Annotated in this window: 17 protein-coding genes and 1 tRNA gene; 10 read left to right on the plus strand and 8 right to left on the minus strand. The window is 41.5% G+C overall.

Going from position 1 to position 19,837, the window contains the following annotated elements; genetic code table 11:
* Positions 1–3 precede the first annotated feature (3 nt).
* From rnpA to PHU20_RS09955, 4 genes are all read left to right on the plus strand, one after another.
* A complete protein-coding gene (gene rnpA, locus PHU20_RS09940) occupies positions 4–528 on the plus strand; it encodes a ribonuclease P protein component (protein ID WP_338040887.1) in 525 nt (174 codons plus the stop codon).
* The gene (locus PHU20_RS09945; protein WP_274825221.1) at positions 512–2,143 is read left to right on the plus strand and encodes a S41 family peptidase; all 1,632 of its coding nucleotides are present in this window, start codon (positions 512–514) and stop codon (positions 2,141–2,143) included. The genes rnpA and PHU20_RS09945 overlap by 17 nt, the downstream gene beginning before the upstream one ends.
* A 358-nt stretch (positions 2,144–2,501) precedes the next feature.
* On the plus strand, positions 2,502–4,013 hold the full coding sequence (locus tag PHU20_RS09950; RefSeq protein WP_274825222.1) for a S10 family peptidase: 1,512 nt from the start codon (positions 2,502–2,504) through the stop codon (positions 4,011–4,013).
* A gap of 68 nt (positions 4,014–4,081) precedes the next feature.
* Complete coding sequence (locus tag PHU20_RS09955) at positions 4,082–4,957, plus strand: fructosamine kinase family protein (RefSeq protein ID WP_274825223.1); 876 nt, start codon at positions 4,082–4,084, stop codon at positions 4,955–4,957.
* Here the strand turns inward: PHU20_RS09955 and PHU20_RS09960 are convergent.
* Entirely contained in the window at positions 4,947–6,140 is a 1,194-nt protein-coding gene (locus tag PHU20_RS09960) for a C40 family peptidase (protein WP_274825224.1), read from the minus strand. The genes PHU20_RS09955 and PHU20_RS09960 overlap by 11 nt on opposite strands.
* A gap of 96 nt (positions 6,141–6,236) precedes the next feature.
* Between PHU20_RS09960 and dcm the strand changes: the two genes are divergently transcribed.
* The 3 genes from dcm (at position 6,237) to PHU20_RS09975 (ending at position 8,620) form a co-directional block, all read left to right on the plus strand.
* Positions 6,237–7,463 carry a DNA (cytosine-5-)-methyltransferase gene (gene dcm, locus PHU20_RS09965; protein WP_274825225.1) on the plus strand — a complete coding sequence of 409 codons (1,227 nt, stop codon included), beginning with the start codon at positions 6,237–6,239 and terminating at the stop codon, positions 7,461–7,463.
* A 2-nt stretch (positions 7,464–7,465) separates the two neighbouring features.
* A complete protein-coding gene (locus PHU20_RS09970; RefSeq protein WP_274825226.1) occupies positions 7,466–8,080 on the plus strand; it encodes a hypothetical protein in 615 nt (204 codons plus the stop codon).
* 165 nt (positions 8,081–8,245) lie between these two features.
* Complete coding sequence (locus PHU20_RS09975) at positions 8,246–8,620, plus strand: hypothetical protein (RefSeq protein WP_274825227.1); 375 nt, start codon at positions 8,246–8,248, stop codon at positions 8,618–8,620.
* Between the two features lie 9 nt (positions 8,621–8,629).
* Here PHU20_RS09975 and PHU20_RS09980 read toward each other — a convergent pair whose 3' ends face one another.
* The 3 genes from PHU20_RS09980 to rpiB are packed head-to-tail and all read right to left on the minus strand — an operon-like array spanning position 8,630 to position 10,449.
* The gene (locus PHU20_RS09980) at positions 8,630–9,073 is read right to left on the minus strand and encodes a GNAT family N-acetyltransferase (RefSeq protein ID WP_274825771.1); all 444 of its coding nucleotides are present in this window, start codon (positions 9,071–9,073) and stop codon (positions 8,630–8,632) included.
* Positions 9,074–9,075: 2 nt separating this feature from the next.
* Positions 9,076–9,987 carry a cation diffusion facilitator family transporter gene (locus tag PHU20_RS09985; protein WP_274825228.1) on the minus strand — a complete coding sequence of 304 codons (912 nt, stop codon included), beginning with the start codon at positions 9,985–9,987 and terminating at the stop codon, positions 9,076–9,078.
* Positions 9,988–10,017: 30 nt separating this feature from the next.
* Positions 10,018–10,449: a ribose 5-phosphate isomerase B gene (gene rpiB / locus PHU20_RS09990; protein WP_274825229.1), complete on the minus strand. Its 432-nt coding sequence runs from the start codon at positions 10,447–10,449 to the stop codon at positions 10,018–10,020.
* A gap of 614 nt (positions 10,450–11,063) precedes the next feature.
* Here rpiB and rnr point away from each other — a divergent pair.
* Genes rnr through PHU20_RS10005 form a run of 3 tightly spaced genes read left to right on the plus strand, consistent with a single transcriptional unit; the run spans position 11,064 to position 14,677 of the window.
* The gene (rnr, locus tag PHU20_RS09995; RefSeq protein WP_274825230.1) at positions 11,064–13,253 is read left to right on the plus strand and encodes a ribonuclease R; all 2,190 of its coding nucleotides are present in this window, start codon (positions 11,064–11,066) and stop codon (positions 13,251–13,253) included.
* A 60-nt stretch (positions 13,254–13,313) separates the two neighbouring features.
* Positions 13,314–13,994 (plus strand): head GIN domain-containing protein, encoded by a 681-nt coding sequence (locus tag PHU20_RS10000; protein ID WP_274825231.1) that lies wholly within the window; start codon positions 13,314–13,316, stop codon positions 13,992–13,994.
* An 8-nt stretch (positions 13,995–14,002) separates the two neighbouring features.
* A complete protein-coding gene (locus PHU20_RS10005; RefSeq protein ID WP_274825232.1) occupies positions 14,003–14,677 on the plus strand; it encodes a LysE family translocator in 675 nt (224 codons plus the stop codon).
* Between the two features lie 45 nt (positions 14,678–14,722).
* On the opposite strand, the gene PHU20_RS10010 is transcribed toward PHU20_RS10005, so the two are convergent.
* The 4 genes from PHU20_RS10010 to PHU20_RS10025 form a co-directional block, all read right to left on the minus strand.
* Positions 14,723–14,793 (minus strand) — tRNA-Cys (locus tag PHU20_RS10010).
* 58 nt (positions 14,794–14,851) lie between these two features.
* On the minus strand, positions 14,852–15,211 hold the full coding sequence (folB, locus tag PHU20_RS10015) for a dihydroneopterin aldolase (RefSeq protein WP_274825233.1): 360 nt from the start codon (positions 15,209–15,211) through the stop codon (positions 14,852–14,854).
* Between the two features lie 114 nt (positions 15,212–15,325).
* Entirely contained in the window at positions 15,326–16,273 is a 948-nt protein-coding gene (locus PHU20_RS10020) for a PorP/SprF family type IX secretion system membrane protein (RefSeq protein ID WP_274825234.1), read from the minus strand.
* 18 nt (positions 16,274–16,291) lie between these two features.
* Positions 16,292–19,837 (minus strand): T9SS type B sorting domain-containing protein (locus PHU20_RS10025; protein WP_274825235.1); only part of this gene is annotated, 3,546 nt, incomplete at its 5' end.

The raw sequence follows: 19,837 nt of genomic DNA on the forward strand, positions 1-19,837 counted from the left end.
CAAATGACAAATGTCATAAAAGGCGGTACGACTTATTTTTTTACTTTTGCAGTACAGCATAAAGAGTGTCTTTATGGGTGTATTAAATTGGGGGTTACCCCATTAAGTAAAAGTTCCATAAAAACGAATAACGCAGAAAAAAATAACTTTTCTTTTCCAAAAAATGAGAAGTTAAAAAGCAAGAAGTCGATAGAGCGGCTTTTTAAAGAAGGAAAGCACGTTTCGGGTTTCCCATTAAGACTCATTTATCTAAAAGTGGACGAGCCCATGGATACGCGATTCAAGACCGGGGTGGCCGTTCCTAAAAAGAACTTTAAAAGTGCTGTAAAAAGAAACCGTATAAAAAGGTTGCTTCGGGAAAATTACAGACTCAACAAACATTTGGTTTTTAACAATAGTGAGGGAAACTATACGTTTCTAATTTTATATATTGGCAAAGAGATGCCCACTTTCAAACAGGTTGAACAAGGCATGTTGGCCATTCTTCAAAAATTTCTAAAAAAAATCGATAATGGGAAAGTTGATTAAGAAAAGAGTGTTGATTCCCGTACTGGCGATTACTTTTATCCTCGTTGGTAGTGGTTTCATCAAAAGCGATTTTTTCGAAATAGCGAAACAAATAGAGATATTTACCACGCTCTTTAAAGAGCTGAACATGAATTATGTCGATGAGACCAATCCCGCGGAATTGATGGACACTGCCATCAAGAACATGTTGGACGAATTGGATCCTTATACCAAATTCTTGAATGAGCAGGATGTTGAGGCGTTTAAAATAAACAATGCCGGTGAATATTCCGGCATCGGGGCATTGGTACGTTCCTATGACGATCGTTTGTTGGTCATAGAACCTTACAAAAATTACCCTGCGGACAAAGCAGGTTTGAAAGCCGGGGATGAAATAGTGAAAATCGGTAATATCAATGTTGCCGATTTTGATGACAATGCCAGTGAACTCCTTAAAGGGGCCAATAATTCCGAAGTGGCAATCACCTATAAACGACAAGGTAAGACCCATACCACCCAAATAAAACGGGAAGCCATAGAAGTCGATGCCGTGCCTTTCTATGACATGGTAGACGACAAAACAGGTTTTATCGTCCTGGCCAAATTCAATGCCAAAGCTTCTGAACAGACCAAAGAGGCACTGCTCGACCTAAAAGGTAAAGGGGCTGAAAGGATTATTCTGGACCTACGTGGAAATCCGGGTGGCCTGTTATCCGAAGCCATAAACGTGACCAATCTTTTTGTTCCAAAGGGCGAATTGATCGTGACCACCAAATCGAAGGTTAAAAAATTCAATTCGGAATACCGGACCAAAAATAATCCGGTAGATACGGAAATCCCCCTAGTGGTTTTGGTAAACGGAAACAGTGCCTCGGCCAGTGAAATCGTTTCAGGGAGCCTTCAAGATTTGGACCGTGCGGTAATCATGGGGGCCCGTAGTTTTGGTAAGGGCTTGGTACAGCGACCTTTGAAACTTACCTACGGAACACAATTGAAAGTGACCATAAGTCGCTATTATACTGCTTCTGGGAGATGTATACAATCCTTGGATTATTGGAACAGGGATGAAAATGGCAATGCCGTACGTCAAACACAATTCAATGAATTCAAAACAAGAAACGGCCGTAAAGTACAGGACGGTGGTGGGGTTTTACCTGATGTTCTCATTGATGAACTGAATTCGAACTCCTTGTTAAAGGCCTTGGAAGAAAACAATGTCATTTTTGATTATGCCACCGATTACCACTATACCAATGCATTGGAACAATTAGGTGATTTTACCTTTACGGATGCCGATTTCAATGACTTCAAGTCATTTGTTGCCCAAGGTAATTTTCCTTATGAAACGAAAACGGAAAAGGTGATCTTGGAAGCCATGACCAACGAAGACGATGATATTCTTGGAGCCTCGGTACAAGATAACTACAGATCCCTATTGGCAGAGATCGAAAAAAGCAAGGTTACCGCCTTGGATCGATTCGAAAAGGAAATCAAGAAAAAATTAGAGGATGAAATCATCAAAAGGTACTTCTATAGGGAAGGCTTATTTACCTATTACCTAACCCATGACGAGGCGATTTTGGCCGCCAAGGAATTGTTGGCCAATGAAAGCAAATACACGGGCATATTGCAATAGAAGTATCGTTTCCACCCTTTTGGTCAAGTCTTGGGACCTTTTGGGATTTGTTATATAAATGCACATAAAGGATTGGAATTGACGGGGCCGTATTATTACGTAGGTAAAGGGCCAAATTCCGGGTATTTCGTACTATCCGATCCAAGAAGATCAACGTTCTTGATAGGAAGTTTCCTTTATTCGTGGGGAAATTGTTTTTCCCTGTGAAGCCCCTCCATTTTTATCGCTGAAAACCGTGGATTACTGGCAATGATTAAGTACTTTTAAATCATTGAAGTCGATAAAACCCCTCTTGAAACAAAATTCCAATTCCAGCATCCGTTTAAGCTGATAACCTTTACACCATCCCGTTATGATCATGAAAAGAATCGTACTACTTATTCTTTTAATCACAACCCAAATAACTTCATTGGCCCAAGAAGAAAAAAAAGAACCGACGATCAAACCTATTCCTAAACCCCAAAGTTTCGTTACGACACATCAAGGTATTTTCGGGGGTAAGCGCCTTACGTATAAGGCCACTGCAAAGGAAACCTACCTGAAAAATGAAAAGGGGGATTCCATTGCTTCCTTGTGGTCTGTAGCCTATACCCAAGAGGGTATTTCGAATCATACCCAAAGACCTGTAACCTTTATTTTCAATGGGGGTCCGGGTTCAGCTTCGGTTTGGCTGCATATGGGGTTGTTCGGTCCCAAGATCGTAAAGGTGGATTCCGATGCCAGAAAAGACGATGGTGCCGCACCCTATGATTTGACTACCAATGAAAATGGTCTATTAGACCTTACCGATATGGTTTTTATCGACCCCGTAGGTACCGGTTATAGTAGGGTCGTCGGTAAAGGCAAGGAAAAAGACTTTTGGGGATTAAAGGAAGATGCGGCTTCGGTCGCACAGTTCATAAGGCTGTGGATTACCGAAAACAAGAGATGGTTTTCCCCTAAATACATCGCGGGCGAAAGCTATGGCACCACAAGGGCCGCAGCCGTAGGAAAGGCATTGGAAGGGAATGGGCAGAATATGGCCTTGAACGGACTTATTCTTATTTCACAAGCTTTGGATTATGAGGGTTCTACCTCCGTCCATAATAATATCACTTCTTATGTGACCTATTTGCCCAGTATGGCAGCCACGGCTTGGTACCATAAAAAAGCAGGGCAAGGCAAGGAATTGAAGGATTTCTTGGAAGAATGCCGAAAATTTACCTATGATGTGTATACGCCCGCCCTATTTAAGGGATCTTTATTGACCGATGACGAAAAAAATTCCCTTGCTGAAAAAATGGCCTATTTCATTGGGTTGGACAAAGACTATATCCTTAGATCGGATCTACGCATTTTAATGCCTCGATTCCAAAAACAATTGTTGGCGGACAAAGGGCTTTCCATAGGGCGATTGGATGGGCGTTTTATGGGGGATGAAGCAGACAAGCTCTCTGAAAACCCACATTTGGGCGATGCATCGAGCTACCAAATAAGCTCGGCCTATACCGCGGCCTTGAACCATTACTTCGCCGCTGACTTACATATCGAAATGGATAGGCCTTACCTTACTTCCAATGGTAAAATAGGAAGAACATGGCGTTGGAGAACGGTACCCGACGGAAGCTATTGGGAACCGACACCTGTCAATGTTTCCAGGGCATTGGGGGAAACGATGCGCCGAAATACCGACATGAAGGTTTTGGTCGCCAACGGCTATTATGATCTGATCACCCCGTTTTTTGATGCCGAATACACTTTTGCCAGGAACGGTATCGTAAAAGAAAGGGTTACCATGACCTATTATGAGGCGGGCCATATGATGTATGTGCATGAACCGGATTTGATAAAATTATCGAATGACATCAGGGATTTTTTGACCGCTGATTAAATCGCATCCTTACCGCAACGACCCTTGGTAGGGAAAATGAAGTATGGAATTGAACAATGTTGTACTATATGCTTTCTCCAAGCTTAAAATCACATATCGGGCAAATTTTAAATGGTACCATCCAAAAGGTCGAAGCCGTAAGTGGAGGTGACATTTCCAAAGCATATTGCCTTTACACCCCAACACAACGTTTCCTTTGTAAAATCAACAACGACCCATCAGCACTTAAAATGTTCGATACCGAAAAGGAGGGTTTAAAAGAGATCAACCTCAGCAAGGCCATCGCCGTACCCCAAGTGCTGGGATCTGGGGAATTTGAAGGCAGCTCTTTTTTGTTGATGGAATTCATTGAAACCAAAAAACCCAATCTCAAGGATATGGAGACCTTTGGCCATCAATTGGCCCAAATGCATTCCTTTTCGGTCGGCGATTCCTTTGGATGGAAACAGGACAACTTGATCGGGAGCCTTCCACAATCAAATGCCCATCACCTGGAATGGACTTCCTTCTATGTCTATGAACGATTGATTCCCCAATTGCAAATGGCTGCACACAAAAAGTTACTCCCAATCCAACAAATTCCTAAAGAAAACACCCTTTTAAAAGGTTGCCGTCGTTTCTTTCCTGAAGTAAAACCTGCATTGCTCCATGGCGATCTTTGGAGTGGAAACTATCTGGTCGGCACCCAAGGTACACCTTATTTGATCGATCCTGCGGTTTACTACGGACATGCCGAGGTAGATATGGCCATGACACGGCTTTTTGGCGGTTTTACAGCTTCTTTCTACGATGCATATGCCGAACATTTCCCGTTGGTCGAAGGGGTCAGGGAACGAACCGATCTGTACCAATTGTATTACCTGTTGGTACATCTTAATCTGTTTGGAAAATCCTATTATCCCTCAGTGATCGGCTTGCTTGAAAGATATTTCATCAGTTCTTGAAAACCGGGGTGTTCACTAAATTGATCAGTCCATCCTCCTCCGCTTTCAATACCCTTTTTGAACGTAAATACCGCTCCATGTTCGATGGGTCAAAATTAGGGGCATTGGGATCCACGCTACTGATACGGACCATTCCGGAAGCATGTATAAACTCATTATTGCCGATCCACATACCTACGTGTACCACCTTTTCAGCGGTCGAATCAGTGGCCTTTCGGCCAAAAAACAACAAATCGCCCTGTACCAAATCCTCAAAATTCCTGATCGAATCTATGGCTTTTCCCGTATGCACCTGTTGGGAAGCATCCCGTGGAATGACCATTCCGTTCAAGAAATAAATGGTTTTTGTAAACCCACTGCAATCAACTCCTTTGGTTGAAGTTCCGCCCCATAGATAAGGAACTCCCATCAATTTTTTCGAAGTGGCGACCAAGGACGCTGTGGTTGGGTTTAAATCCTGTAGCCATTCATCATATTCCTGGGCTTCCTCCTTGGCTACAAATGCCGTTCTGCCATCGGGATATTGAACTTCGAAAAATCCGGCTACCTCCCCCGATTTTACCAAAATGGCACCGGCTACCATATCGGATACTACCTGTGTCTTTTCATCGGCCTTGGAATAGGAATGTCCATAGGTTTTTGTGAAGATGATCTTTTCAGCTGATTTCCATTCGTTTATTTCCGTGGAATCCATGGGTTGGATACCCATAGCATCGACCCAGGAAAGATAGTGGTCCGGGGTCTGTATCAAATACCAACTACCCTCCTTTTTATAGACCTTCACAGGGGTACCCAAGGTGGCCTGGGTGGCTAATTCCGCCGAATGTTTGGGTTGGCTTCGTAAATTCGCGACGGATACCCTGATCACCGCTTGGGTTTTTGCTCCAAGCTCTTTCGTTGGCAATAGCTGTATACTGTCTATATAATGCACATCGTTCGCCGACAGTTTCGTTTTTAAGGCCTCAACCGCATAGGGCAGGTTACTTTCTCCCTTTAAGATGAACGCGTCATTGTTTTTTATGGCTTCTATGTTAAAAAGGGCCACCCGTTTATCCGGGGCATATTCTTTTTTCACCTCATCGATCTGTTGTTGAAAGGGATTTTCGGTTTCCTTTTTCACCTCACAACCTTGCAACATCAAAAAGATCACAAATGCATACCTGAAAAAAACTCTTAAAGCCATATGTTTATTTTTTTCAAAAATAGACAAATAATGATTTTTAACCTTCCCATTTCCCAGTACGTTTCTTTTAGCTGTTTTTCCCTAATTTAGCCCCTAATGAAAAAACTTAAGGTCATAGAACTTTTTGCGGGAGTCGGCGGTTTTCGTTTGGGACTTGAAAACACGGGGAATTATGAAGTAGTTTGGTCGAATCAATGGGAACCCTCAACAAAAACCCAACATGCTTCGATGGTTTATGAGGCCCGTTTTGGGGGCAAAAACCATTGTAATACCGATATTTCCGAAGTTAAAACAACGGATATCCCCCATGCCGATATCTTGGTCGGCGGTTTTCCTTGCCAGGATTATTCGGTAGCGACGACTTTGCAGAATTCCAGAGGGTTGATCGGTAAAAAAGGGGTTTTATGGTGGTCTATACATCGCATTTTATCAGAAAAGACCACGCCACCCAAATACCTTTTCCTGGAAAATGTGGACCGCTTGTTAAAATCTCCCTCCACCCAAAGGGGTCGGGATTTCGCCATTATGCTCAAAAGCTTGAACGATCTGGGTTATGCCGTGGAATGGCGGGTAATCAATGCCGCCGATTACGGAATGCCCCAACGTCGCAGACGCATTTTCTTCTTGGGATATCATAAGACCACCCCAAGTTATAAACAATTGAAAAAAGCGGATAAAAAAGCTTGGATGACCCAAAAAGGTACTATGGCCAGTGCTTTTCCGGTAAACGATTCCTTGGAACACTACACTACTTTTGCCCTGACGGATGATTTGGTGCACCTTTCCGAACATTTCAATAAAGGTGAAAAATTATCCCCTTTTGCAAATAGTGGCGCCTTTATTGACGGACAAGTATTTACGGCTAAGACCACGCCAAGTTATCACGGCGTACGAACGGTACTTGGTGATATCCTTCAAAACGGTAAGGTTACCCAGGATTTCTTTGTTCCGGCTGATGAGTATCCTAAATGGGCGTATTTGAAAGGTGCCAAAAAAGAAGTTCGAAAATCGAAAAGTGGTTTTGAATACAACTATAGTGAAGGCGCCATGATTTTCCCCGATGCCTTGGACAATGCTTCCCGAACCATAATAACCGGGGAAGGAGGGCGAAGTCCGTCGAGGTTCAAACATGTGGTACAAACGTCCAAAGGCTTACGTCGTTTAACCCCAATAGAACTAGAGCGCCTGAATATGTTCCCTGATAACCACACCCAATTGGAAGGAATATCTGATACCAAACGAGCATTTTTCATGGGTAATGCCTTGGTAGTGGGAGTGGTCGAACAAATAGGGAAAACCCTGTTCGCTAAAATAAATGACTGATCGTGGATGGTAAGAGCAGTTTTAAAAGTGATTTACACAAAGAAAAACAACTTGCTGTCCTATTGGATGTCCTTTATCAAAAACAATTGAAACACTACGATTTTGAACGGATAACCGATTTGGATCTTCAGCGCCAAGGTATCGATCTTATTTTTACGGATCGGAGCAGTCAAAAAACCTTTTATGTTGATGAAAAAGCCCAACTGGATTATGTGGATGAGGATTTACCAACCTTCGCATTTGAAATCAATTACCAAAATAAAAAAGGCATGGGACAAGGCTGGCTGTTCGATCCAACCAAGAAAACCGATTTCTATGCCTTGGTGACGGCCATCTATTCCGATGAGCCCGAACGATATACCTCATGTAAAATAACCTTCGTAAACCGGTCAAAACTCCTTTCATTTTTAAGAACCAAAAAACTAACCGTGCACCGATTGTCGAAATATGGGGAAAAGACCCATGGTGAACATGGTAAGATAGTACTCAAAGAACTGCATCCGTTCTGGGAAGGCTACCTGTATTCCTCAACAAAAAACAAGGCTGAAAAGCCTTTAAACCTGATTTTGAAACTCGATTTTTTGATGGGATTGGGAATTGCCAAACGATTGGTATAACCCCTAGGTAAAATCACGATCGGATGATCACCGCTATGGTAAACACCATTGGGATATGCACGATATAAACTTTTGACCCTGGCATATCGGTACAAATTAACTTAACACATTGTTAATCAGTATATAAAATTTGTTTTTATTGAAATTTTACATTAAGTTGTAAGAATGATACAACTAGATAAAAAAGAAAACAAGGAATTTTTAGAGAAGTCCATTCAACATTTGGAAGCAACTGGCTTTGAGAACATCAAAGCGGACATTGAAGGGTATGAAACACCAAAATCATATATAAAGAAAAAAACCGGTGTTAAGATCACCCCGGATATTGTGGCCTTAAAAAACGGTATCAAATATATTTTTGAAATCAGTGTAAAATCGGAAAAACCCTTGCTGTTAAAATCGAAATGGTTGTTTTTGGATACCTTGAGTCGATTGAAATCGAATCGTTTTCGGATCATTACCACCAAAGGGCATTATAAGTTCACCAGTACGATGTTAGAGGATATTAATTTGACCAACAAGTCCCCTATCCGAATTTAAGCTACAGCCCTATTGCTTTACGATCATTCCGATATGGGGAATGCCATCTTCCAAATATTCCTCACCTACTTCCTTAAATCCTAAGGAGTTATAGAATTTGATAAGATAGCATTGTGCCGATATTTTTATGGTGGTTTCATCAAAATGGTCCAAAACGGCTTGTTTGGAAAAATTCATGATTTCGTAACCATATCCATATTTACGTTCGGATTCCCTTACTACGACCCGGCCAATACTGGCTTCTTTAAAATAATCCCCAGGTCCGAAAATTCGGGTATAGGCAATGACCTCGTTGTTTTTAAAACCGAGTACATGCAACGCTTTTTGGTCCTTTCCATCCAAATCCTGATATACACAGTCCTGCTCGACCACAAAAACCTCGGAACGCAATTGTAACAAAGCATATAATTCATGTATGGATAGTTCCTCGAATTTTTTTATGGAAAAGGTCATTTTCAATCTTGTACGATTATCTGTTTAGCGTCACATTTACCAAATTCGGGTTGAATGTTCACGTGGTTGATACCGAAGTTATGATACACCACATCTTCTATCCTTTCCAGGATCACATCGAACTCAGAAAGTTTGATATCCTTTATAAAATCTATGTGTGCCTCAAGATGGATCTCATTCTCGTTCAATTGCCAGATATGGACATGGTGAACGTTTTTTATAGGGTCTATTTTACCGATTTCCTCCACGATATGTTGCACGTGAATGGTGTTCGGGGTAAATAACATCAATACCCTACTCGATTCCTTTAAAAGATAATACCCCATATAAATCAAGTAAAAGGCGATTGCCAATGTCAGGGCGGGGTCGACCCAATACATTTGAAAGAACTTCATCAAGAGTCCACCTATCAATACGGCCACCGAAGCCATCATATCGGTCAATAAATGGAGATAGGCAGATTTCATGTTCATATTGTTGTCCGTATGTTTTTTTAACAATAAGACACTTAATCCGTTCGCGGCTATTCCCAAAAGGGACATCCAGATTACAAGGTTCGATTCTATGACCTTGGGGTCTATAAACCGTTCGATCGCTTCCTTAATAAGGATTATGGCCACAATGATCAATGTTGCGGCGTTTACGAAAGCGGCGATTATCTCTGCCCGTTTATACCCGAACGTTCTATTGGTACTGGCCTTCTTTTTTAGTAGGACCGTTGCCACATAACTCACGATCAGTGAAAGCACATCGCTAAAGTTATGCAACGCATCAGACAAAAGGGATAAACTACCTGAAATAAGTCCACCGATAACCTGGGAAATGGTTATAAGAATATTGAGGAAAATGGATATCAGGAGGTTCTTTCCTTTTAGATCGTTATGGGCATGTGAATGGTGGTGATTATGTGCCATGGGAAAACGGTATGTTGAAAAAACACTTTTTTATGAACAAGGTATTTTTTCAATACGCCTTTCATGTCTACCACCTTCGAATTGGGTATTTAAAAATACTTGGACCATTTCCAAGGCTTGGGGTAAAGAAATATACCGTGCCGGTAAACTCAATATATTCGCATCGTTATGTTCACGGGCCAACTGCACGATTTCCTTGGTCCAACATAGGGCACATCTGATTTTTTGATGTTTGTTTGCCGTCATCGAAGCCCCATTGCCACTACCGCAGATAATTATCCCCAAGGCCGCCTTCCCTTGCTCGACATCCTCGGCCACAGGATGTACAAAATCCGGATAATCAACACTTTGGCTACCATCGGTACCATAATTGATTACTTCAATATCCATCGATTTCAATAAACCTATTATGGCTAATTTATAATCTGTACCCGCGTGATCGTTTCCTATAGCAATTTTCATGATGTAATAATAAGAATATGTTGCTTACAAAGGTACGAATACATTGTTATTCAAAATAATAAAGAAACATTTACGTTATTACATTGGTATGATCGATGTACCTTGTTATTAACTCTCCGTTTTCAGGGGTTAACTTGTTTATAAATAAGTAGAAAAAAGTGGTATCTTAATTTTGATTTTACCATTGCTTTTTGTCTTACGAAAGAATTCCAAAAGAAAAGAATTTACTTCCTAGAAAATAACAGGAAGATATTAAAGTATAAATCTTCGTAGTTAACAATTAATCAATGCATACTTATCAGTAATTTAATGTTTAAATTACTTATCAATAACGGTTGATAACATTTATAATCCACTGATAATTATGGTAACTGTACTTTGATAAATTGTCGATAAACTGTTTTATCGGTTCAAACCAATTTTTAAAGCATTTTTTTATACCCACTATTAACAAGCTATCATAAACATCATTTTGTTTTTTAAAGAATAAAAGAAAATAGTAATTATAGTATATATGTTGATAACCTTGATCAAGGTAAAATAATGCTTAAGGAATCATGTAAGATATAGGTAATGGATTATAATTCGTAATTTTCCACCTAAATAGAAGTTTAATGTCGAAGAAAAAAAAGAAAGCTGGAAACCATAGGATAAACGAGATAACCAAAGGTATTTTTACCGTTCTCGAAAAAGACCCTAATAAAAGCTTTACTTATAAACAAATTGCCGAAAAAATCGGGGTTACAAATGCCAATGAGCGCAATCAGCTCATAAAGAAACTGACACAGTTGAAAGAGAAAAAGCGCATATTGGAAGAGACCAGGGGTCATTTCAAGGCCAAAGCGTCTACCAAAACATACCATACCGGGACGGTAGATATAACCGGAAGGGGAAATGCGTACATTGTTATTGAAGGTATGGACGATGATGTATTCGTTCCTTTCAATAAATTGAAGAAAGCATTTCATAAAGATACCGTTGAGGTATATATATTCCCAAGGAGAAAAGGGAAAAAATTGGAAGGTGAGATTACCCGCGTACTGGAGAGAAACAAATCTTCCTTTGTGGGTATCGTCGATATGCAAAAGAGCTATGCTTTTGTAAGACCCTCCGATTTTAGGATGTATACCGATATTTTCATTCCAAAGGATAAAATAAATGGTGCTGAAGATGGCGATAAGGTGGTCGTTGAAATTATCGAATGGCCCGATAATGCCGATTCCCCTTTTGGAAAAATTACCGATGTGTTGGGAAAACCAGGGGAACACCAAACGGAAATCCATTCCATTTTAGCGGAGTACGGGTTGCCCTACGAATTTCCCCATGAGGTGGAACAATATGCCAATACACTCGATACCTCGATAAAACCGGAGGAAATCGCAAAAAGAAGGGACATGAGAAAGGTACTTACCTTTACCATCGATCCCAAAGATGCCAAGGATTTCGATGATGCCCTTTCATTTGAAATTTTGGAAAATGGGAATTATGAAATCGGGATCCATATTGCCGATGTTTCCCATTACGTGGAATCGGATACCCTATTGGATGAAGAGGCGTATAACAGGGCAACTTCGGTATATCTGGTGGATCGTGTGGTTCCCATGTTACCTGAAGTACTGTCAAATAATGCATGTTCATTACGGCCCAATGAAGAAAAATATACTTTTTCGGCCATTTTTGAACTCAATGATAAGGCACAGATACAGAATCAATGGTTCGGTAGAACGGTTATCGATTCCAATGAACGCTTTGCTTATGAAGAGGCCCAACATATTATAGAAACAGGAAATGGCGATATCCCCAGTGAGGTCTCCATTCGTGGAGGAGCGTATTCGGTATCCGAAGAAGTAGTGAAGGCTACGCTCACCTTGGACAGGTTGGCAAAGATCATGAGGGAAAAAAGAATGCAACAAGGGGCCATTTCCTTTGATAAAGTAGAGGTCCGTTTCAATTTGGATGAAAACAATGAACCTGAAGGCGTTTATTTTAAAGAAGCGAAGGATGCCAATAAATTAATAGAGGAATTCATGTTGTTGGCGAATCGAAAAGTCGCTGAGTTCATCGGAAAACAGAAACCTAAGAAAACCTTTGTATATCGTACCCATGCCGATCCCGATGAGGAAAAACTAATTGCATTGAATTCCATCATATCCCGATTCGGACATCAACTCGACTTTAAGGATAAAAAATCGATTAGCGCTTCTTTGAACCAGCTTTTAGAGGATGTCAAGGGAAAAAAAGAACAAAATTTGGTCGATACCTTGGCTATACGTAGTATGAGTAAAGCCGTTTATACCACGGAGAATATCGGCCATTATGGGTTGGCCTTTGATTATTATACGCATTTTACCTCACCGATACGGAGGTATCCCGACGTCATGGTACACCGTTTATTACAGCATTATTTGGATAAAGGGAAGTCTGTCAAGGAAGAGGCCTATGAGGATAAGTGTAAACATTCCTCGGATATGGAAAGTTTGGCAGCCAATGCCGAGAGGGATTCCATTAAGTACATGCAGATCAAATTTATGCAGGACCATCAAGATCAAGAATTCATTGGGGTTATTTCCGGGGTTACCGAATGGGGTATCTATGTGGAGATAATCGAGAATAAATGTGAAGGTATGGTCCGGATACGGGATATAAAAGGGGATTATTATATCTTTGATAATAAGGAATATGCCATTGTTGGTGAACGTACCAAGCAAACCTATCAATTGGGAGACGAGGTTATCGTAATGGTAAAAAATACAGATCTTATAAAACGTCATCTTGATTTTTCACTCATCGGAAAGAACGAATAAAAGCGTTGTTTGGGAAAGATTTTTTTTAAGTTAGTAAGATAATGGCTAAAAACTGGAACAATGAAAAATTTGGTTTGGCTTGTGGTGCTTCTTTGTATTGGTCAAATAACGGTAGCACAAGATGATAAAATTACCCAAGATTTAAATTCCTTTTCAGAATTGAAAGCTTTTGATGGCTTATCCATCAAGTTGATAAAATCCACTGAAAATAAAGCGGTCATCACGGGGGCAAATACCAATAACGTTGTTATTGTGAACAATCATGGCGTGTTGAAGATACGAATGCAAATTACCAAGATATTCAGTGGTTATAGAACATTCATCGATCTGTATTATTCCGATAAACTGGTAGTCGTTGATGTTAATGAAGATGCCAGGATTTATTGCAAGGAACCCATTACCCAAAATGTATTGGAACTCAAGGCCCAGGAAGGTGGCGAACTCGAGATCAATGCCAAGGTAGAGCAATTATTGATCAAATCGGTTACCGGGGGAGTGATAAAAAGTTACGGTACGGCAGATTTACAGGATGTTGCCATAAATACCGGAGGTATATATGAGGGAAAAGAACTGATCACGAAATTTTCGACCATTAATGTAAATGCCGGTTCCAAGGCTGAGATTTATGCAACGGATTATGTAAAGGCCACCGTAAAAGCCGGTGGTGAGGTATTGGTTTACGGAAATCCTAAAAAAATGGACGAAAAAACGGTCTTCGGGGGCATAATAACCAGAATGTAAAACTCAGTATGTTAGATGATATCCAGGCTGCGATTCCGTTGGGCTTTTTATTAAGCTTTATGATCGGGCCTGTATTTTTCGTTCTTTTGGAAACCAGTGCGGTAAAGGGTTTTAGGGCTGCCTTGTTTTTTGACCTTGGCGTCATATTGGCCGATATCTTTTTCTTGACCATAGCGTATTTCAGTAGTTTCCAATTATTGGAAAACTTAAGTAATGAACCGGGACTATATGTTTTCGGAGGCGTAATTTTATTGGTATATGGGATCACTACCTATTTTAAAACCGATGTAAGAAAATCAAAACCTTCCTTAAAAACCAAAAAGAGTGACTACCTCAGTTTATTTATAAAAGGTTTTTTATTGAACTTCATCAATATAGGGGTACTTGTATTTTGGTTGGGTATCATCATTGTTGTAGGCCCTAGTTTGGATAATGACCCGAATCGTATTTTGGTATTCTTTGGCACAATGTTGGGAGCGTACTTAACCACGGACATTTTTAAAATATTGTTGGCAAAGCAATTAAAACGCAAATTGACCTATAGGCGGATATCACGGATCAAGAAAGGTTTGGGTATTATATTGATGATATGTGGATTGGTACTCATCACCAAAGGCTTTTTACCCAAGGACAAATTCAATATTGAAAAAGGGATCGAGAAAATAGAACAGATCCGGGAATAGGCGACAATAAAAAACCCCCTTAAAAACTTTAAGGAGGTTCTGTTGAGGCATCGAACGGATTCGAACCGTTGTACAAGCTTTTGCAGAGCTGTGCCTAGCCACTCGGCCACGATGCCATTTTAGTTTTAGAGGTGCAAAGGTAGCACCTTATTTTTAGGTTTCAAAACTTATTGTTTAGGTTCTTTTCGAACACAAAATAGTGGTAACCATTTCTACATCGCCTCCGATAGGCGGATTTATTTTTGAAACCGATATTTCTATTTCGTCAACCGTGGGCAATTCAATATAAACCCTGTCCATGATTCTTTTCGACACATGTTCAAGTAGTTGGGCCGGAATAGCCATTTCTTCCTTAACAATATGGTTGATATGCACATAGTCGACCGTATCTACAAGGTTATCGGTTATGGCGGCTTTTTTTAAATCAGTCGTCAATGAGATATCGACACGGTATTCACTACCAATGATACTTTCTTCCTTTAAACAGCCGTGATGGGCATGTAGCCTTATATTCGTTAGTTTTATAATTCCCATTATGGATTCAAAATTTCCAGCAAAATTAAATCAATATTGGGAGTAATCGGATATCAAATCAGGTAATATTCTTATGCCATTCATGGGTGGGAAGATTTTAGATGCAGCGACCGATCAATACGTACATCTACAGTTGCTTATTCCTTGGAAAAGATCCACACCTAAAGTAATTACATGTGTTCCTGAACTATACCCCAATATTTCATTCAGGATGATCTGATAGGAATATCCAAAGTAGAAATTATTCTTTTTAAAGCCCACAATGGGTGCGATATAAAGCGGGTCGCCAATCTGGTCGTTCAAGAAACGGTAGGTTACCCCGGCATAATAATAATCCTCAAAGTCGTACCATCTGAATTTTACGTTCAAATCGGTTACCGATCGTCCGTCGCTTTCAAAAAGTTGGAAGAAGACCGAAGGTTCTATTTCCAATCTACTGTTCTTGTTCTTGGTATAGCGATATCCCGTATAGGCATAGTAATTCCTTAGGGTATTGGGTTCATATACGGGATTGAATTTGGTAAGGTCCTTGTTTAGAATATTAGAGGCATTCAAACTAAAGTAAAACTTATCATAGCGGTACATGACCCCTACATCAAAATTATGGTTGGTCGTAGCCCTGTCATCGGTAACACTTGGATCGAGTGCATCGAAATTTTCTATATCTATCCGAAATTGGTTGAAGTTATACGATATGCCAAAGGATAAGAACTCATCATCATACCTATCCAACGTTAGATGGTGGGCAAAAGATAAACGAGCCCCTCTTTGTTTTGTTTCCCCATTACTATCATTATACAGTAACGCACCGATCCCTGATCGTTCACCAATTCGCATATCGGCAGCCAAGGATTGGGTATCCGGGGCATCTTTGATACCTACCCATTGTGTAAGTCCGTTGACACGAATCTTAACATGATCCCCGATACCGGCATAAGTTGGTGACATCACAAACGGGTTATCAGCCAAATATTGTGAAAGTTGGGGTATGGTAAGTTCTTGCGCCTTTGTTGTGAAAAAAGTGCTTGCAAGAAGCAGAACAGTTACTAATTTGTTACGCATTATCGTTTTTGGTTAAGTTTATCGATATAGGGTAAAGTGACCAATAAATTCTCTTTCGTCTGATTCGCCTTGTAGTTTAATGACATACCAATAATCCCCAGTTGGTAGTTCTGCACCATGATATATGCCGTCCCAGCCATTTTTACTCACTACATTGTCTTCAACTACTCTACCATAACGATCATAAATTTTAATTAGTATTTGTGGGTATGGCTCAATGTTTATTGGCATCCATAAATCATTTTCCCCATCTCCATTAGGGGTAAAAAAGTTAGGGATTTCAATATCTATGAACTCCATCGCAATACTTGCAATGACCTCACAACCTAGGGCATCAATGACCCTTACTTCAAAAGTATCGGTTCTATTGATGATGTAGGTATTATCTTCACCATTGCTCTCGTTTTCGAAATAGAAGGTGTATGGGCCACTTCCTCCCGTTGCGATTGCGGTTATTTCATTGATATTGTTATTCTGTAATTCCAAAGTCAATGGTTCAAACGCCTGTATTTCAAAATCCACGGTATTTACGCATCCGTTGGCATGTGCAATGGTCAACGTATGGGTACCTGGGGCAATGGCACTGAAGTCGGCCGTCAACTGCATATCTGCGGGATCTGTTGAATCCAAAGCATATAACACATCACTGGCAATGGTCGGATCCTCTAAGGTCACCACTATATAATTGTTGGGAGTATCACCGGTACATTCATAAATGGCCTCAACGGTGGCATTTAAGTTCTCACCTGGGGAAACCTCAACGATGATATTGTCCTCACAGCCATTGGCATCCCGTACGAACAATAGATAGCTACCTGCGGCCATATCGGTAAAATCGAATTGGTCTTGTACAAAGTTCGATTTATCGTTCAGACTTGTACTATACGGGGCCGTACCACCTGAGATGGCTACCGATATCGTTCCATTTTCCTCACCTGCACAAATTTCAGGGGTGGTGGTGGCGGAAACCTGTAAAATTTCCGGTTGACCAATGGTGTATTCCAATACTTCAAAACAACCGTTCAAATCTTGGGCAATTATCGTATAATCCCCAGGGGCCAGATCGGTAAAGGTGTTCTCGGTATCGAACTGATTCAGGTTCGGTGATATCGCATATTGATAGCCGCCCGATCCACCCGAAAGGGTAACGGTAATACTTCCATCCGTATCACTATAACAACTTACATCGACTACAGTTTCGGTATAGGTCAAAGGTTCGGGTTGTGTAATGACAACTTCTTCGGCCGGTGTTGTACAATCCTCACTGGTAACGTTTACATAATAGGTTCCTGCGGAAAGTGCGGAGAACGTACCTGAACTTTTGGGACCGGCTATACGGGTCGCCATACTTAATGAAGCATCGGTATACAGTTCGTACTGATAGTTTCCTAATCCACCTGTTGCGCTGGCATAAATAGTGGCCGTGGCTTCCCCGTTACAGTTGATTATAGCTGCTGTTCTATCAACCGTCAATACCAGGGGCACAATATCGGTTTCAGTAATTGCATTCGAGGCTACGGAAGTACAGGAACCTCCAAGATCCCTGACATAATATTGATGCGTGCCTGCACCTAACACGCCTGATTCCGGCAATGGCATTGGGTTGCTGGTCATGGGCAAGAACGTACTATTGTCCAAGCTATACTCATAAACACCGCTTCCACCAGTTGCACTTAACTCAAATTCGACGCCTGTCGCACAGGTTAAAGGATCGGTTCGGATCAAGGTAGCTTCGATCAGGGTAGGTTCCGTTATGGTTACCTGATTGGTTTCCACATCACAATTCCATCCATCGGAAACGGTAATACTATAGATACCGGCACCAAGGTTCGTAAAATCAGGACTGGTCTGTTGTCCGGAAGTAAATGTAATGGTCGTACCTGAAGCATCGTAATAGTTTAACTGATATTCATAATTGCCACTTCCATTCAAGACATTAACGGCAGAAACACTTCCAGTCGTATCCCTATAACAGGTCAACGCAGTAGTCAACGGTATGGCATTTGCCGTTACCGGTGTAGGCATGACCAATAGGTTAGGATACGTATTTGTAAGGGTACAACCCCCGGCATCTACAATGGTTACCGAATAATTACCTGCGGATAATCCTGAGAATACCGCACGCGTTACAGCATTGAAGGTATCGGTAATACCCGTTGTGGTATTGGTCAACGTAATATCGTAAGGAGCATAGCCACCTGAGGGATTTACGCTTATTTCACCTTGATCATCGGTACATTCAACTCCGCTTAAAACGGTTGTAGTTTCTGTCAAAGCCATATCGGGCGATGAGATGGTTACCGTATTGGAATCGTCGGAACATAATGGCGCAGCTGTTTCCGTCACCCTTACGTAATAATTTCCACCGGAAAGTCCGGAAATCGTTCTTGGATTCACACTGGTATCGGTATTCACCAAGGCTCCGATAGGAGTATCATTACTATCATACACTTGATAGTCGTATGCTCCGGAATAGCCATCAATGGTGATTTCCAACGCACCGTTTCCGTCCCCATAACATATTACGGGATCAATGGCCACTGCGGTTACCTCGATTAGGTCATAAGGGGCAATGGTATACGTTGCCGTATCCACATAACATCCTGTTGATGTATCGGTCACCCTAAAGGTGTAGCTGCCTACGGCGGTTAAATTGAAAGTGGCCGTGTCATAGGTCGGCGTTGCTGTTTGTGTGGCATTGGTATTGCCAACAGGTAACAACTCATACGTATAAATGTTGGTCGCATCCCCATTGTCGTTTACTGTAATGGTCACTTCTTCCGGACCTGCGCATGAGATAGCCACGTCCTTAGTTACCGTAGCAGTGAATTTGTTCAGGGCAGAGATGTCCACTGTGGTAACATCCGTACAACCATTATCATCTTTAACGGTAACCGTAATGGTCCTATCGGAACCATTGTCGGTAATGGTAAAGGTATTGGAAGTAAAGAAGTTCGTTCCGTCGATGCTATAGGTATAAGGGGCGGTACCATCGGTTCCCACGGCGGTGATCACCGCTTGGGAGGCCGTGTTGTTGGCATTACAGGCAAAGTCCGTTGCACTGGCCGTTACAGCTACGGGATTCGGCTGAGTTATTTCCACGGTCTGGGTAACCGTACACATCCTATCGGAGGTCACGGTGATATCGTAGAACCCTGCGGCCAGCCCCGTGAACAGGTTACTGGATTGTACCGTTGGCGGATTTGTTCCATCGTCCAGGGTATAGGTATAGGGCGGATTGTCGTTGGACGGGTCAAGGACCACTTCTATGGATCCATCGGCACCCCCGTTACAGGAAACGTCCTCTTTGGAATAGGTGAACACGACCGGTGTGGGCGTTTCCAGGGAAACGGGCACCTGTGCGTCACATCCCGATCCCGAGGTATCGTAGACCACAGCGGTATAATTTCCTGAAGCGAGTCCGTTGAACACATTGGAAGCTTGGGGGATTCCGCCGATAACACTTGTTCCAGTATTGTCCAATAGGTCGTATTCGTAGTTTCCTGCGCCAGCACCACCATTGGCTGTAACGGTGATCAGGCCATCGTTATCGGCACATGAAGG

The sequence above is a fragment of the Maribacter polysaccharolyticus genome (assembly GCF_028882255.1).
Taxonomy (GTDB): Bacteria; Bacteroidota; Bacteroidia; order Flavobacteriales; family Flavobacteriaceae; genus Maribacter_A; species Maribacter_A polysaccharolyticus.

What these genes read in the sequence shown, in the direction of transcription:
- PHU20_RS09950 (WP_274825222.1), top strand. Translation starts at nt 2,502, where the DNA reads ATGAAAAGAATCGTACTACTTATTCTTTTAATCACAACCCAAATAACT.
- dcm (WP_274825225.1), top strand. Translation starts at nt 6,237, where the DNA reads ATGAAAAAACTTAAGGTCATAGAACTTTTTGCGGGAGTCGGCGGTTTT.
- PHU20_RS09960 (WP_274825224.1), bottom strand. Translation starts at nt 6,140, where the DNA reads ATGGCTTTAAGAGTTTTTTTCAGGTATGCATTTGTGATCTTTTTGATG.
- PHU20_RS09955 (WP_274825223.1), top strand. Translation starts at nt 4,082, where the DNA reads ATGCTTTCTCCAAGCTTAAAATCACATATCGGGCAAATTTTAAATGGT.
- folB (WP_274825233.1), bottom strand. Translation starts at nt 15,211, where the DNA reads ATGGGAATTATAAAACTAACGAATATAAGGCTACATGCCCATCACGGC.
- rpiB (WP_274825229.1), bottom strand. Translation starts at nt 10,449, where the DNA reads ATGAAAATTGCTATAGGAAACGATCACGCGGGTACAGATTATAAATTA.
- rnpA (WP_338040887.1), top strand. Translation starts at nt 4, where the DNA reads ATGACAAATGTCATAAAAGGCGGTACGACTTATTTTTTTACTTTTGCA.
- rnr (WP_274825230.1), top strand. Translation starts at nt 11,064, where the DNA reads ATGTCGAAGAAAAAAAAGAAAGCTGGAAACCATAGGATAAACGAGATA.
- PHU20_RS09975 (WP_274825227.1), top strand. Translation starts at nt 8,246, where the DNA reads ATGATACAACTAGATAAAAAAGAAAACAAGGAATTTTTAGAGAAGTCC.
- PHU20_RS09985 (WP_274825228.1), bottom strand. Translation starts at nt 9,987, where the DNA reads ATGGCACATAATCACCACCATTCACATGCCCATAACGATCTAAAAGGA.
- PHU20_RS10000 (WP_274825231.1), top strand. Translation starts at nt 13,314, where the DNA reads ATGAAAAATTTGGTTTGGCTTGTGGTGCTTCTTTGTATTGGTCAAATA.
- PHU20_RS09980 (WP_274825771.1), bottom strand. Translation starts at nt 9,073, where the DNA reads ATGACCTTTTCCATAAAAAAATTCGAGGAACTATCCATACATGAATTA.
- PHU20_RS10005 (WP_274825232.1), top strand. Translation starts at nt 14,003, where the DNA reads ATGTTAGATGATATCCAGGCTGCGATTCCGTTGGGCTTTTTATTAAGC.
- PHU20_RS09945 (WP_274825221.1), top strand. Translation starts at nt 512, where the DNA reads ATGGGAAAGTTGATTAAGAAAAGAGTGTTGATTCCCGTACTGGCGATT.
- PHU20_RS10020 (WP_274825234.1), bottom strand. Translation starts at nt 16,273, where the DNA reads ATGCGTAACAAATTAGTAACTGTTCTGCTTCTTGCAAGCACTTTTTTC.